This is a genomic window from Pseudomonas sp. OV226, from assembly GCF_003148705.1.
Taxonomy (GTDB): domain Bacteria; phylum Pseudomonadota; class Gammaproteobacteria; order Pseudomonadales; family Pseudomonadaceae; genus Aquipseudomonas.
Genome location: NZ_QGGS01000001.1, coordinates 581,906 through 597,648 on the forward strand (window position 1 = coordinate 581,906; position 15,743 = coordinate 597,648).

Below are 15,743 nucleotides of genomic sequence, written 5' to 3' on the forward strand. Positions count from 1 at the left end.
CGTTTCATTGGCGGAAAAACGAATAGATGGCGTTCCATTACCGGAAAAAAGATTTCTGTTTTCCGGCGATGGGGCGACATCGCAGATAAATAACTGTAATAAAAGGGGAAATGGTTTTCCGTTTAGCTTTCAATGTTCACACCTACTATGGCAGCGCATCGGAACACCGCCTTTCGGGAGCAGCAAATGCTCGAGGTCGCGAAGAAAGCCATCCTTGATAGTGGTGACTTTCTCTCTCTGGACCAAACGGCTCATCGGCTCGGTCTGCCCCCTTTGAATCTGGATGATTGGGAAACGGAGGGAAAGATTTTTTCAATTCAGCATGGCGGCTGCTCACTGTTTCCGATGTATGCCTTCCTGGCCGACGATGGTCACGGGCCGGTGCCTGGACTGAAGGTGATACTCGATGTTTTGAGAACGAAAAAAGGAGGATGGGGAATCGCATTTTGGTTTGCTTCTCCCAGCAGTTACCTCGGAGGCAGTCGACCCCAAGATGTACTTTTTTCCGATGGAGATGAAGTGTTGCTTGCGGCCCAAGATGAGGTGGCAGGTATCACCCACGGATAGCCAAGAAGGGTTCTACACATGTGTAATAACCGATAACGCACAGACCCGGATGTTGCAGATTGCTAGGGCGCTGCTTAACATCGCATCAAGTCATCTCTATCGCTAATTTGGTAACCCCATGCCTGCGTCTCCGATTCCTTTGTTTGACACCTACCATCGTTTTAGAGACCTGAATTTCAGTCGTGTGTCTGATGAGCAGCCTGTTGTCACTCAGTACCTTTTCTCCTTTCCGTCAGAGCTAAAGGCTCAAGATGGTTACCTGGCGGTTCGCGGATTCCTAAAGTCCTATTCAAACAACGAAGCCACGTTCAATTCATACCGTACCCATGTTGAGCGTCTTCTGCTGTGGTCTCTCCTGATAGCCAAGAAGCCGCTTCTAGAACTCAAGCGCCATGATTGTGAGAGTTTCCTGGAGTTTTGCTTACAACCTCGTCTTGAGTGGATCGGTCCGGTCGTCAAATCGAGATTTACCCGGGTTGGAGGTCGTAAGGCGGCTGAAACTGACACCTACATCATCAACGAAAAATGGCGCCCTTTTAACGTCAAGATCGATAAACAGATCCGCAAGGTTGCTGCTGAGAACAGTAAAGACATAGATGACACAGCGTATAAAATGTCCGCTGGCTCGATGGGCCAGGTGTTTGCCGTGTGTGGCAGTTTTTTCCAGTACACCATTGACGAAGGTCTTACCTCAGAAGCCAATCCAATTCGGTCAGTCAAACAAAAATCCAACTATAAACAGCGCAACACGGTGATGAGTTCCGGAAAGGCGCTGACTCCGCTCCAGTGGAATTATGTTATTGAAACCGCAGAAGTCATGGCCGCAGAGGATCCTAGGCACGAGCGGACGCTATTTATTGTGGCCACCCTCTTCTCTCTCTATCTCCGAATTTCTGATCTCGTCGGTCGGGACAATTGGAAACCTACAATGGGTTCGTTCGAATTCGACGGTGAGAATTGGTGGTTCAACGTCGTGGGTAAAGGTAATAAGTCCGCGAAAGTTAGCGTACGAGACGAATACATTGAAGACTACTTGAAGCGATATCGGACCACCCTCTCCCTTCCGCCGCTGCCGTCTTACAAGGAAAGTACTCCACTGGTCACAACGGTCAGAGGTCGGGCTGGCCTGTCAGATCGTTACATTCGCTCCCTCATTCAGGTGGTGTTCGATAAAACACTTCAGCGTATGAAGGATGAGGGTCAAACCGACTTAGAGATGGACAAGCTTCGGTCCGCGTCCCTACATTGGTTGCGTCACACGGCGGCTACATTTGACGCGCCATTTCGCGATATCAAAGATCTCCAAGCTGACTTACGCCACGAGAGTATGTCGACAACTCAGAACACTTATTACAACTCTTTGGATCAGAGTCGTGCCAAGTCAGTTAAAGGGCTCGGGATCAAGGACAGAGGTTAGAATTTACCTAAAAACGCCAAACCAGGCTCGGCTCGACGAGGTCGGTTGGGACATCAAGGTTCAAGGGCTTCAATACGGCAATTTTGATACCCCCGCTTTCTCCACACCGATCGCTACGCTCTGCTGTGCACGCGGCACCGCATCGTGTTCAGTCCTAGTTTCATTCAGTAACTTTGTCGCAGGGAAAAACCAGCTGGCTTCAAAAATGGTGTCGGAGAATGCGGAGACTCCTGGATGACAGCGCCACGTGGTAACCCGTTTAGTAATTTCCAAGAGGCGTTTTTTCTCACGCTCCATGAACCAGCAAACGGCCTCGGTATATGCGTACTTTCGGTTCTTCGAACCACGTGGGTTTGTGGCCAATACTGATTGGCGAATATCGCCACCATTCGAACGTCGATCGATGAATGAAGCAGAACGTCGAGGATTTCCCAGTCGTAACTGCTGAGGTCTGCACCTCATCAACGAGGATTTCGTAATAGATGCATTCCCGCTGGTTAAGCAGCGCCCACCCTACTCTCTGCTATTAATTCGTGACCCTTCACCATCATGGATGGGAGGTCCTCGAACTCGACTCCAAGTGTACATCCACTCACCCCATCGCCCGCTTCCTTATTTGCCATCAATGCCTTGATCGACGTACCGCTACTTTATGTTGCAGGTGGCGAATGCAATACGGACGCCGGTATCTCTCGTGAAGCAACTGACACCGCCCGATACGACTTCTTTGACCCGGCCATTGGCAATCTGGAAGCACGCGTCTACGCGCCGCCTTGCCGATGATCGAAGGGCCAGTAGCACTGCTCAATCCAACTACCCTGCATGATGTGACGCCATCAGGCGCATCAATGACAATCGATTGTTCTAGTTGGTCAGACACACAATTGTTTGCGTGGTTTTACTCTAGGCTAATTTGGAGGTTTCGCTCGATGGCGCGGGCTCACAAAATCTAAGGCAGATCGGCAGATCATGCGGATTGCAAAGCCATTTTTTATTGAAATTAACCTTTAGCCAAACCATGAATTTGAGACTTCTTACTCCCCGGGGTTGGAGGTGCCTTATGCAGTCGTTCGGCGCACGGATGCCTTTTTGGCAGGCTTCGCTTTGCTCGCCCCGGCTTGGTCTTTGACGATGGTGAGGATCTACCGCCAGTTGCCCACACCGCTAGACTTACGTGCTACGTTTGATCACCATGTGCCATCTTCGAGGGCCGGATCACAATGGCCTAGCACAGGTGTGCCCCCTGCCGCCCTCATCAACGCTCTGGAGTAGCAGTCTGCTCGTGCATCCTTACAGCAATTGCTTCAACCCAGTCGGCGACGACACTGGCAGCTGGTTTAAAGTCTGCATGTCTGAGCCGTTTATAAAGCCCATCCAATGCTTTCCTTTGGGCCAACGTGAGCGAATCGACCAAGACTTTCCCGCCACCAATCTCGCAAATAGCTTCAGGCGACAGGCAGGCGGCCTTCGGCGTTAACCATAAATACGTTTCCTTAGGTGATGCCCAGGAAATCGTGTCATTTTTTCCACGTACGGGGATAAACGCCTTGTTCAAAATGCCTTGGCCGTCGTCGCCCATGCCAACCTTCAACACGGGTTCATACGCTTCGTCCCAGCAAAGAAGGCTGACGACCGCACTGGCGCCTGAGGCCACCCACTACTGACCATGAAGTCAATCAGTTGGCAGCTTAGCCAAGTGGCTGTCCTCATAAAAAGGTCGTTGAGTGCAATAGATACATCGACCGTTCTTCGGTCCATCTTCGTGTAGAAATTGGCGTTGATGTAGCCGCAGAACGGCGCTTTGCCTTCCGATCCAAGCGGTAAGAAGCAATACAGTCTTCCCGTCTCCAAGGGCGTACTTAGCGGGACGGCGATACTGATGCGAGCGGTACCGTCCCAATTCCTCCAACTTTCGGGTATCTCTTCTTATCAAGGCTTGCCTGCAATGCCTGCTTGAACAGTTGGTCATCGATGTCCCAATGAGCCGCGACAAACTCCGCGTTGCCTAAGCGGAGCTGGGTCACAGTAATTGGTGAGTCCACCTTGAAACCCTTGGGTACTAGGGTCAGGCCTCCGCTAATGATCGCTCCAGTACGAATGGCTCGCCCACCCCAGCGTCGAGAGAAATGCGTCCGACCCGTTCCAAGAACATCTGGGGCGGTGTCGTCAGACTTTTTAGGACTTCCATTTGTGTCTGCACGGCCTGAAGCGCCTCAGGCGATTTCAGAGGTAAGCGGACAACGGTGGCGAAACCTGCCTCGGCAAATCGTGTGACCTTATCACCCGGCTCTGCGGGAACAGGTATATGCCAGCAAGGCAGGTTGTTGGCCATCTCTTGAGCGACATCGGCCGGATGGACATCTTGGTGAGCGCGCAGGTCATCAATTGTTGCGAAGCGAAAACAAAATCCGTCGAAAGTGCTCCCCCTACCTTCGCTATTAACCGAGTAAATTTCGGGCCAACTGCACACCTGCAGCACACTTCGAAATCCCAGCCCCTTATTCCGAATACCGGCATGCACGGGTTTGCTACTCAGCGCGATGTTGGTGATGGCTTGCAGGTTTTCACCGGCAAAGCCAGGACCGCGGTTCGCCACATAAAAACATCCCTGGCCCTCAGTAACGTCCAACACTACAGCGATCTCGCCATCCGTGCGTGATGGGTCATGTGCGTCATGGGCATTTTGGATGAGTTCTACCAAAAAACGGTTGCCGTAGTCATCGGAGACGAACTGCGACATATTCCGAACGCTCTGATAAAGGCTGGGATCGTTGCGAGCGGACAGATAGTTCGAGATTCGCTGATACATTAGCTTCGCGATAGACTCCGCAGGGCCGAGTTTTTGGTCATCTACCGACACTTCAAGACTTACAGCGTCTACCTCCTTGTGATTGCGTCGCTCACAGGCCGGTTGAGCCCGGCGCATTGTCCCGATGTCTGCCATTTTAGGAGTTCTAATTGATCCTTAGGTTTTTATTTCAGCCAGTACAGGACCGGAATAAGATGTTTCGATTTGTATGCAAAAGGCAACATCTGAGAGTCACACTAGGTAACACTGGCGAGATGAGTGGACCCGGTCTCGCGAAAGATGCGTAGCCGTATCGATAAATAGCGAGCCTAATTCCTCCAGCGTGGTTGCAAGGAGTTAGACCTGAACAGACGGGACTCTCGACGGGATAAAATCGCCATGCTGATAGAATCAGCACTAGCTACCCATAACACTCCTCTGAGAATTGACATGAACCCAGATTTAACTGAAGAAGAAATGCGCCGGGCGCTGTTCGGTGGTAGCGAGCAAGCTCCGCAATGCAGTGAATCTCCAGCGCAGAAGCCCGTCTCGGATATCGTGATCAGGCAACCAGCAAAAGTGGCCGAGAAAAATAAAGTCGCGAAAACGTTTACGCCCCGGTTGAGAGTCACGCTTCGAGTGGGCAATGAATTTGAAGGTGAGACGCACGAGATGGTCCATAAGGCCGATACGCTAAGTACCCTCCTAGCCGAGCAAGAGGCTATTAGGGCGGCCAAGAAAAAATTCCGATTTGTGAAAGTGGTTTCGATCAAGTCGATGTAAGAGAATCCTCACAAGACTTGCGGCCGGACGTGAAACGCCTTTCATTTGGAACGATCACTCTAGGAAGGGTCCGGGACTGACGTCACTGGCGGAAATCGACCCAGTACGGTCTGTCGGCGTCCCAAATTTATGCCCAGTTGCCACCGCTGATATAAGTTGGTCGCTACAGTGACAGGGCTGTGCATGCGAACGCAGAATATGTGCTTAGTATGCAACTCAATACAATCCCTAGAAATTCACAGCGGCGTTTCTTTATCCTTATACGCATCAAGGCTCCCCCTGCTCATTTTGGGCGCCACCTTCTTGGTTTGAGACTTGAGTCGCCCGGCGCGCTTCAGTGGCCCCGAACAATCGTCCGAGGAAACCATCTGATTCAGGCGCTCATGCGCATATTTCAGGTCAGAAGTGCTTGCAACAGAACCGCTATACACCGCGTCAAATTTGATCAATCTAACTCTCCTCTAGCCTTGTCTTGTGGAGCTTTAATTGTCTGCGTGTGGATGATTCGCGGTTTGCCGTAGTTGAGTGAGCTCCGCAGAATATTGTTCCGACAATCTTCGGGCTTCAGCCAATGGCGTGCTTGCCTGCGCCAGGCCCTCCTCCAGTCGCTTAGCTTCGGCGCGCGACACACCGAGCTGCTCTTGAAACGCTTCCTTCGTCCCGTCTGCCTTGGAAACTGCGGTCTTCATTGCAGTAATCTCACTGCTCAACAAGAGCGCCGCGTCTTCATGGGTTGCCACCGCCTTTGCTTGCTGTCGCGCCTCACTCAACAAGCGCTCGTTATCTCTGTTGAGTCGAGTCAGTTCATCCTGCTTAAGCATCAAAGTGTGCTGGAGCTGTCGTAGCTCAACTCGAACTTGCTGCACTTGCCCTTCGTGTCGCTGTTGTTCCTGCTCCCGCTGTTCCTTGACCGCGTTACGGTAATGTTCCAGCACATCCCGTGAATGCAGGTGCTTTTCTTCCAGAGAGCGAATCTGCTCGTCCTTCAGCTTACCCCTACGGGTAAAAAAAGACTATCGCGGTGTAAACCCCTCGGAGAGCAGATATGCACCGCGCAAGTCATGCCTACGGCACGGCGCGGGCATCGGGGCCTACTCGCCCCCTACCCCAGGCATGGGCCTGCGGCCCCTGCACCCGCAACTCTCAAACCAAGCGCATGTCCCATCGGGGTGAAGCCTGTCTAAGCGGCCCAGGGCGATAAAGCTGCCCTGCCCTACGGGCGCTAACACCCGGATAAATCCCCCCCGGACGGCAAGCCACCCGAGGACTCAACCGGGCGCGTGCGCGCGCTGGCTCATTAAACATCTGAACGAGTCAGTCCGCTATGTGCCTTCGGTGAAGGCATCGATTTTGAGATTTAGGGAGGGGCTGGAGGTAGCATGCGTCGCTGATCGCCCACGTTGATGGCGCAAAGTGTCCAGTCTTCTAAACGATCATTCTTTAGACTTGGCAGGCGATGCCGAACGTCATCAATGGGGTTGGGGCTCAATGGAACAGCCAGTGCACTTAGGGTGTCATTTCGCCCCCAGCCGGAATTGACCCGAGGAAGGATATGCTCGATTTAAAAACACCAACCATGCTTACCGCCCAGAAACGGATCATATGTACAAAATGCAATGGGTTCATTGAGCCAGGCCAACAGTACCTACTCCTTTCTGGAAGTCGGGAAGGTTACCTAAGCTCGTTAAAAACCTGCATGCCCTGCCTTAAGGGAAGCCCATAGAATTTGGAAAAGTGCGACCCGAGGTCGTTTGCAGAAGTTGGGGTTCCGGGAGCAATGGACCCGAAAACCAACGTAAGCCCTGGTTAAAGTACGAATTACTCATCCAAAGCTGTGAATTGGCGGACTATGTTTAGCAAAACGAGTTTTCGACACCTCTTTTCGAATGTTTTCGTCTATTCAAGATCATTTCTACAACGGTCTGATAAAGCGGTGGTTTTATAGAACTACCCAGATAGCACGCGGCTTTGCGGGCAGGCATTAACCAGTAACCTGAGTTTTTCTCTACATGTAATGACAATAAAGGTGGCCGGCTTTCTCAGGCACTACCTTATGTGGCTAGTCAAAAAATTTTTGACTAGCCACACAGATTCACGATCAAAAAAGGTCGAATCAATCTTGTTGTGCTTGTGCTTGTGCTTGTGCTTGGACCTCCACAACCACGCGACGGTTCGGTTGTAGACAACCAATTAGGTATCGAGTACGGGCCGTCCCTCGGCAATTATTTGTAACAGGCTGTTTCTCCCCCATTGACAGCGCCTTAATGGGTGCGCGGACACCAGCGTTCTTTAAGTAGTCACCCACCGTTTGAGCGCGTTTCAGAGCTAAACGACTATTATAGCTCTCGTCGCCGAGTCGATCCGCATAACCCGTGATTTCCAAGCTTTGCACCCACGGTCCTTTACTGAGTAGTGCCTGTGCCAGTGCGTCGAGTTCACTGCGTCCCTGCGGCAGTATGTCCCCAAAGCCTGAGCGATCAAAGAGGAAAAGAGCATCCGCGCTAAGATTCATACGCCTCATTGGTTGTACCTCAGGCCCGCGAACCGGAGCCGGCGCTAAGTGTGGGGCAACTTCACAGCTTTGCTCCTGACCCCAGTTGTAGTGCTCATCCTGTAGATTGCTGCATCCAGCAACGGCGATGGTGGCGAGAGTCGTGGCGGCAAGTGCCAGCCGTTTTGGTGCACCCTTCATTTGTTTTGCTCCTTGTCATTGTCGTTACTACCGACTTGCTTACCACGCCACCCGTACACCTAATTGCCCGGTGGTGCCTTCGCGATCAGTCCCGCCCAGCGAGTGCTGGTACTGCACCCCGCCATAGAGATAGGTTGTCTTGCTCAATGGCAGCTGCGCGCCAATACCTAACTCAGCCCAAGTCTTCTTGGACAACTCCTCCATGACCGTGGTGTTACCAATGTTTACGGCTTCTGGATCTTTGAAATCGTGAAGCATATTAGCCGTCATGTAGAAGGTGTCAGTACGTGTAAGTTTGTCTTCACGCTCCGCCTTGGCGTTCCAGGCCAACCGCCCGCCTGCACGGCCACGCAGACTTTGATTGGTAAAGCTGTCCACCGAAGACACGTTGTCCGAAAAGCCGCGATAGCGTGTCACTTGGGTGGACAACTGCGCCTGTGGCTCGATCAGCCATTGGCTGTCGCCGATTTGCCAAGGACGACCTACTTCCGCGCTAAGCCCTAACCCGGAGCCCTTTTGAGTGCCATTATCATTGTACTTGTCGGTGTATTTATTTCGAACAGCATGAATCTGACCGACCAAATCGAGGTAGCTTCCGTTGTCGGCATAACGTGTGTGATATATACCAAGCGTAGCCATTTGGCCTTCCATTTTTCCCGTGTCGTAGCCCATACCAGCCTCTCCACGACGCGCATCATTAAAGCTGGTACTGGTCTGGCCATAACCTGCACTGATGCCTGTGTGGATGTGAGACTTGTCTTTGCCCTCACCGAAACTAACTACTAGATCCTTCCCAATCTGGAGGTACTGCATTTCTTGTTCAAAGCCAAATTGGCGCTTGCCATCCAAATCCAGACGTTGCACGTGCATGCGTACCCATACCCGGTTGTCAGGCTTTTCGGCGTCGCAGTCGCAGCCATCCCATTTAAGCGTCTGCTGTTCACCCACTCGCTGATGCAATGTGCCAAGCAAACCCATCCCTAACTCATTGATCGCTACCTGGCCGAGAGCGTAGCCGGGAACGGCTGGACGCAATACAGCAGGGACTGCCGTACGCGGTGCTCGTGTCGGTGTCGGTGTCGGTACGGGTGTCGGTACGGGTGTCGGTACGGGTGTCGGTACGGGCGTAACCGAGTAGGCACTTTTCAGGTAAAAGCTGTTGGTATCCCCGTCGGTGCTGCCACCGCGAAACAGGTTGTATTCATAGGCGCCGACTTCCACTGGTGCACTCAGTGCAAAATTGCGTTCTGACGAGGTTCCAGTGACCTGGACTACCTGGATTCCGTTGACGGTGGCGGCGCCTAAGCCTCCGTCATTCGCCACGAGCAGCCGGGTTGTACCACTGGTATTGCCGTTGACGACCAGTTTATCGGTATTGCTACTATCGTCTGCCAGTGTCGTATTGATTTTCACCAAACCGTTAGAGCCGGCATAGTCGCCATTTATCGTGAGCACATTGCCAGCCGTACCCGATACATTTCGCAGATCTACTGAACCCGCGTTGTACACGTCGCCGGTGATACCGAACGTGCTCGCCCCCATCAGTACGCTACTGGTCGAATTGATGAACAGCCCCATAGAATTTGCGCTGCTGTCCACGCCCCCCCCAACGAACAGCGGGGCGCCACTAAGAGTGAGTGCGGTATGGTCAAGTGAGATGTTTTCCCAGTTCACCAGTCGCGTTCCGTCCACTGTCGCAGTCACGCCCTGGAGGGTCAGCTTGTCGACCCATCCGTCGGCCGCCGATACATCATCACCACCGTCTAGAACGGTGCTACCGTCATAATTGACGGTGGTCACCAGCGCCACATCAGAGCCGTTTTGTCCATAAAATCCGCCGGACAGGTAACCACCCGACCAATTGAAGCTATCATTTCCATCTGCATCGCTAGCGACTCGATCATCACCGTAGAGGTTACCGGTAAAATAGCCGCCGCTGAGGGTAACACTATCGTTGCCCAAGCCGAGGATCGCATCGCCAGTTATGATACCGGCTGAGGTGACGATAGTGCCGCCGCCGAGTGTATCTGTGCCACTGTTAGTAGCATCACCGTCCCGAATCGCAATACCGGACATCGCGCCATTCACCGTGGCTGTGGCGCCGATGTTGACGGTTCCGCCTGCCGCTGCCAGGGTATGGATGGCAGCACCGGCACCGCCGCCGCCGGCTAAGGTACCCCCAATGACATCAACGCCGTAGTTTCCTAGAGCAGATGAGGCGCGTAAGCCATCAGCGTCAAGGCCGGCAGTGGCAATATTGCCCCCAGCCATTGTTACTTGCGCCAGACCGGAGCCAGAATTCAAGCTGTACACGCCGTGAGCGCCGCTCCCCAAGGTGCTAACATGACCACTTAACAGTATGGCATTAGCGCTGCCCGATCCCGTGGTTGTTGCATAAATGCCATGACCCGACGCCTGTTGTGTGGTGACTGCCGAATCGACACCGTCCATGCTCGCGATTGCAGCGGCGCTACTGTTTAAGTTGGAGATAACGGCATGGATCGCGACGCCGTTTACACCTTGCGTGATGATGTTGCCGCCAGTCAGCGAAGCATTAACGGTGCCGAGTCCAGCACTACCGCTGTGCAACCCTTCTGAGTTATTACCACGGACTGTGATCTCTCCATCACTCATCGTCACCGTCGATGTTGACGTACTAAGCGGCGTCCCTATAAATGCCTCGACCCCATTCGAACTACTGCCACTTGTTGTCACGGTTCCCATATTTAGCGCGACTGCGTTCCCCGCTGCACTCTGATCAACAGCTGCAAAGACGCCCTGCGCTGCAATGCCTTTCGTCAAGACCTCCCCTCGGTTCACAGCGGTGGCATCGCCAGCGCCATAAAGCACGCGAGCTACTGTGCCCCCAGCGAATTGTCCATTGGTAGAGACTGTTCCGTCGTTGTTGGCCCGCGCATCTCCCCAACCCATCGAGTCCGCAAAAACACCGACGCCATAGGGCCCACCGTTTGTTGTAACACTCCCGCCAGTTTCGACAGTGGCTATCGTCTCGCCATGGTTACCTGCACTACCGGGTGAAAGGTGGGCATAAACTCCTGTAGAATAACTACCATTTGTTGTGATAGCGCCACTAGTAGTGGCTGTTGCAGTGCCATTCTTTGTAGTTTCCGCAGAGACACCATAGCCAAATGCTCCATTAGTTGAAATAGTTCCGGTATTGTGCGCATTAGCTTTCCCACCATTTGCAAGCGCACGGACACCCATGTTGCCTTCATTGGCAGCATGGGAGCCGGTCGTTAAAATCGTGCCGTTATTTACTCCCGACGCATCACCAATCCCCTGAGCATTGGCTAAGATCCCGTGGGCGCCCGCCGAACCATTGGTCTTAATGTAAGTGTCCCCCGAGGAGGTAGCGACTGCATTGCCGGTACCTGTCGCGATGGCAGAAATTCCGTAACCGTAATCACCGCTAGTGTAAATACCGACCACACCGTGTGACTCAGATGTACTTAAGCCCGATCCGGCACCAGTGTTCGAAATGCCCTTGCCTGCCACTGGGGTTGCGAATGTTCCAATCACACTCCCATCGCTTACATTCAATTTAAGGTTGTCAGCGTTGTAGGAAATGCCCGCGGAATAGGATGCCGGTGTGCAGTTGACCGTAGTGCCTCCTGCGGCTATACCACATTCGTTACTTGCCCAAGCAGAGGGAATGCACCCGAGGGTAACCGTCCCCAACAGAGCAACTGTGTTTGCGCAAGGCCTAATAATTTTGTCGCCAAGGGACCAACCTTCCTTCGCCTGCCGCGACATAAATAATATGCCATATACAACTACATACTTAACCATCACGTTGATACCTCTTAAATTGTCAATATAGAAATTTTTATGCGGCTGGAAAAGTTGGTGTTTGATGCGCGCGACGAAGCCCGCCCCGCCCCGCCCCGATGAATGCACGTAAACATCCTACAATTCACCTATAACCAGACACATAGACGGCTATAAATTTGTAATTATTAATTCTAATGCTGTCATGTTTTTGAGCACGAATTTGCTTCCCAACTATCGAAAAAATCAAGGCTGCAATCGTGCAGACATAGGGGCTATATTCAGTCCTTGCAGGCATAATGGGACGCCATTTATTAATCTGGACGAATTAACCTCCTGGCAATATAAATACTCAACACACATGCTAAGCGTTAAAGATGTTATGGGTTTTAATTATCGCCCGTCTCGCCTTCATAGGTATCTACAAACTCCGCCAAATTCATACCCAATGTGCCAAAAAAGGGCGGAGACGCAGGAATTTAGTCACGCTACGGCGAACGAATTGAAGCTGATGCAACCTGCGGCTGCGGCCTTCAGTGATGATTACTCTGCATGTTAGTTGGCGGCGAAATATGGAATGTCTTCTGCTAATGAAATAACCGAAAACTGTAAAGAGTTTGACAGGCTTTCGCCTTGCCACGACGCGGTTATGAAGTGCTATTTTTTTTTGGTGAGGTAACTTCCACTCCTGAAACACTAAGCTACAACGACAAAGCTTTCATTCAGTTTACTTTTTACGTCGACATAGCGACAAATAACGGCCGTGCCGATTTTGATGGCGCGTGGCGATTTCTAAGCAAGTAATCTATGTAAGGTTTGATAAAATATCCTGGATAGGAGTCAAAAAAATATCAAAGGGACATGCTTTATATCTTAACTTCCTCAGCAAAAGCATTCCAGAACTCCCAGTGACGGAGGTATTTACAATAATGCATATTGATAATATTTTGTATTATTTACAGTCGTTATTTTGTTTTGCATAATCAAGTAATGCCGCCAGAAAATTTTCAATTTGATCAAGGGGTAAATGCGTTTGATCAAGGTTTTTATACGCCTAGTAACACCCTGTGTTTTCGTTTTGTTGACCGCCAGCAGCACATTGTGCTTTGCCGAGAAGCCGATCCCAAAAGCGTTAGTAGCTGAGTCGTTCGATAACTTTCGAGCGCCTGACACGGTATTAAAGGCGGGCCCCGAGGCAGAAGAATATTGCAAAAAAATGAATGACAAAACGCGACTACCAACTGTCCTTGAACTGCAGGAGCTTTTCACAAGCAAGACGAAGTCACCTGCTGCTTACCCAGATCCAAGCGTTGTTGAAAATGACGACATGAGCACTGTTCATGGCTGGCCATTGAATCATCTGTGTGGCGGAAGCAACGGATTTTATTTGGCCCAGGATGAGGATGAGTCGGAATATTACGTGGTCAGCCTGACAACAGGGCTCACCATTTTGACCAATTCCGACTATGTGGGGGTGGACGTAGAATAGGGGTCCAGGGAGCAATTGACCCGAAAAGTGGTTTGAAGTCCAATGGAGCGGAAACGTACGCTAAGCGATTTTAGAGACCAATAGGGGACGCCTAGAAAACGGATTTAAAAGCACGGAAAACCAACGTAAGTGCTGATTAAAGTTAGATTTACTCATCAAAAGTTTTGGATTGGCAGACTTTGATTAGCGAAACGAATTTATCGCACCACTTTTTGGATAGTTTGACCGTTCCTGGTGCTAGCTGAAAAGGTTTTCAAAAAACGGTGGTTTTCATATAGCCAGCGGCTTTGCGGGCAGGCATTTGGCTAAAGTGCAGTTTCTGCTCCGCTGCCGCTGCCCCCCCCCCCCGGAAATCGGCCTATCGCTGCGGACCTTGCAGCGGTGGACTAAAACAGACGTTATCCAAGCCGAGCCCGAACGACTGTGACCCGATCAACGCCACGAAATGCACTGAACAAAACTGGGAAGGCTACAGAGTTCGGACAAAATTGTACGCGGGGTGGGGTCAATATTTCACCTTGAAGGTCGGCGAGTCCTCCGATCGTTGACCGCGTCGGTCGTACAGGCGGGTAGTGCTGATATTGGCATGCCCCAGCCAGACCTGGACCTTGGCAATATCGGCGTCATACTCCAGGACATTGGTCGTCGCCGTGGCGCGCAAGCCGTGCACCCCGAGCCCGTCGACCTGGATGCCCGCGGCGTGGGTCCATTGCGCGACCACCTTATAGATGCCGTTCGCGGAGGTGCCGCTGCCGGTGGTGCGGCCCCGCAGCGAGCGGAACAGTGGATCATTGCCCGGCTCGCGTTGGCCGTCCCGCTCCAGGTAGGCATGCAGGCGTTCGGCGGCCACCGGGTGCAGCGGTAAATAGCGGGTCTTGCCGCCCTTTCACTTGCAGGTGCTTGATGCCGCGACGCTCCTGGAGGTCGGCGGTCATCAGCTGCGCGGCCTCTTCCCGGCGTAATCCGTGGTACAGCAGCACCGCTAAAATCGCTCGATCCCGCAGGCCCTAGAGGGTCCAGCCATCCGGTGCGCTCAATAACAGCTTGGCCCGGGTCTTGCTTTCGTTGCTTTCAATCCTGGGCCGTTTTCACGCCTGCACATGGGCGCGGATCACCGCGCGACATTCCTCGGCAGCGCTGAGGCCGACAAACCCACAAAAGTCCGCCAGGTCATTTTGATAGGCGCGGCGGGCGCTCGGGTTGTCGAGGTTGGCGAACCATTCCGCCGCGGCCGGCACGCGGGCCAGTTGCTGGAACTCGGCGGCGCTCAGGCGACGTTCACCGGCGCCGCCGGTCATCAGCTCGCTCATCGGATGTCCGGCGCGCTGCGTGTTCACTGGCCACCCATTCCCAGTACTCCCGGATCGAACGGTCTGCCTCTGACTCCGGTACCAAATGCCGCCAACGCTCGGATTCTTCGTCCATCTCAGCTTGGGAACCCAACTGAGGGCCGATTTCGGCACCCGCAGCCTTGAACTTAGCTCGGGCAGTCTCCCAGAACCCGTACGACAGCTCGTATTCGTAAAGGGGAACGATCGGCAACTGATGTGTTTGCCAGAGGTGCCACAGCAGTGCCAGTCCGTTGCCCTGACGAAGATACTCGGGTGCTATCTCGATCTTGTTGATATACACCCGGTCCTTGAGCACGTTGAGGCTGTAGTCAACATGGCCGATGCGGACACCGTCCCGCTCAGCGACGAGAAGTGATCCCCTCCCTGGAAACGGAAACTGGAGCCGCTGGGTGTCGTTGGAATGGTCGATACGGATCGACAGTGACGACAGACTGGTTGCCAGGCTGTTTGCTGCGCGCCGCTGAAAAAAATCGCGCAGTGGTTTAAAAACGTCCATGTGCCCTGCCCTGCTGAAAAGTGGTGATTACGTATTTTATCACCACTTATTGAGGGCATAACCATTATCCATGGAAATGGCCATTTAATGACCGTTAAGTTAATTGGTCGCCTCGTATTGACTACTTTTTCAGTAAAAGTCAAAGCTGCGGATTTTGGGGTTTGGTGAGCAGAAAGCGCACTTAAGCCAAATGCCTGCGCACAAGCAGCGTGCTATCTGAATAGTTCGATAAACCGCCGCTTTACCAGACCGCTGTAGGAGTGATTTTGAATAGCCGAAAACACCCGAAAAGAGGTGTCTAAAACTCGTTCACTAAGCCAATTCACAGTTTTGGATGAGTAAATCGTACTTTAATCAGGGCTTACGTTGG

General features: G+C 52.4%; 11 protein-coding genes and 1 pseudogene. 4 read left to right on the plus strand and 8 right to left on the minus strand.

Annotated features, from left to right (window positions below; all coding sequences use genetic code 11):
- Window positions 1–186 precede the first annotated feature (186 nt).
- Both C7534_RS02900 and C7534_RS02905 read left to right on the plus strand, forming a co-directional pair.
- On the plus strand, window positions 187–567 hold the full coding sequence (locus C7534_RS02900) for a hypothetical protein (protein ID WP_109784932.1): 381 nt from the start codon (window positions 187–189) through the stop codon (window positions 565–567).
- Window positions 568–685: 118 nt separating this feature from the next.
- Window positions 686–1,984 (plus strand): tyrosine-type recombinase/integrase, encoded by a 1,299-nt coding sequence (locus C7534_RS02905; RefSeq protein ID WP_109784933.1) that lies wholly within the window; start codon window positions 686–688, stop codon window positions 1,982–1,984.
- A 1,255-nt stretch (window positions 1,985–3,239) separates the two neighbouring features.
- On the opposite strand, the gene C7534_RS02910 is transcribed toward C7534_RS02905, so the two are convergent.
- Together C7534_RS02910 and C7534_RS02915 are read right to left on the minus strand one after the other, a co-directional pair.
- The gene (locus tag C7534_RS02910; protein ID WP_109784934.1) at window positions 3,240–3,563 is read right to left on the minus strand and encodes a hypothetical protein; all 324 of its coding nucleotides are present in this window, start codon (window positions 3,561–3,563) and stop codon (window positions 3,240–3,242) included.
- A gap of 486 nt (window positions 3,564–4,049) precedes the next feature.
- Window positions 4,050–4,928, minus strand: a complete 879-nt coding sequence (locus tag C7534_RS02915) for an ATP-binding protein (protein WP_109784935.1) — start codon at window positions 4,926–4,928, stop codon at window positions 4,050–4,052.
- A gap of 294 nt (window positions 4,929–5,222) precedes the next feature.
- On the opposite strand from C7534_RS02915, the gene C7534_RS02920 reads away from it, so the two are divergent.
- Window positions 5,223–5,555, plus strand: coding sequence for a hypothetical protein (locus tag C7534_RS02920; RefSeq protein ID WP_109784973.1), 333 nt, complete (start codon window positions 5,223–5,225; stop codon window positions 5,553–5,555).
- 236 nt (window positions 5,556–5,791) lie between these two features.
- Here the strand turns inward: C7534_RS02920 and C7534_RS02925 are convergent, their stop codons facing one another.
- The 4 genes from C7534_RS02925 to C7534_RS02940 all read right to left on the minus strand — a co-directional run bounded on the left by C7534_RS02925 (window position 5,792) and on the right by C7534_RS02940 (window position 11,787).
- Complete coding sequence (locus tag C7534_RS02925; protein ID WP_109784936.1) at window positions 5,792–6,004, minus strand: hypothetical protein; 213 nt, start codon at window positions 6,002–6,004, stop codon at window positions 5,792–5,794.
- Between the two features lie 33 nt (window positions 6,005–6,037).
- Window positions 6,038–6,490, minus strand: coding sequence for a hypothetical protein (locus tag C7534_RS02930; protein WP_256594744.1), 453 nt, complete (start codon window positions 6,488–6,490; stop codon window positions 6,038–6,040).
- A 1,178-nt stretch (window positions 6,491–7,668) separates the two neighbouring features.
- The gene (locus C7534_RS02935) at window positions 7,669–8,247 is read right to left on the minus strand and encodes an OmpA family protein (RefSeq protein ID WP_109784937.1); all 579 of its coding nucleotides are present in this window, start codon (window positions 8,245–8,247) and stop codon (window positions 7,669–7,671) included.
- 39 nt (window positions 8,248–8,286) lie between these two features.
- Window positions 8,287–11,787: an autotransporter outer membrane beta-barrel domain-containing protein gene (locus tag C7534_RS02940; protein WP_158283916.1), complete on the minus strand. Its 3,501-nt coding sequence runs from the start codon at window positions 11,785–11,787 to the stop codon at window positions 8,287–8,289.
- A gap of 1,276 nt (window positions 11,788–13,063) precedes the next feature.
- Between C7534_RS02940 and C7534_RS02945 the strand changes: the two genes are divergently transcribed.
- Window positions 13,064–13,525 (plus strand): hypothetical protein, encoded by a 462-nt coding sequence (locus C7534_RS02945; RefSeq protein ID WP_109784939.1) that lies wholly within the window; start codon window positions 13,064–13,066, stop codon window positions 13,523–13,525.
- A gap of 505 nt (window positions 13,526–14,030) precedes the next feature.
- Here C7534_RS02945 and C7534_RS02950 read toward each other — a convergent pair.
- Window positions 14,031–14,835 (minus strand): annotated as a pseudogene (locus C7534_RS02950) (tyrosine-type recombinase/integrase).
- The gene (locus C7534_RS02955) at window positions 14,804–15,373 is read right to left on the minus strand and encodes a GNAT family N-acetyltransferase (RefSeq protein ID WP_109784940.1); all 570 of its coding nucleotides are present in this window, start codon (window positions 15,371–15,373) and stop codon (window positions 14,804–14,806) included. Before C7534_RS02955 ends, C7534_RS02950 begins: the two are co-directional and overlap by 32 nt.
- Window positions 15,374–15,743: the final 370 nt, after the last annotated feature.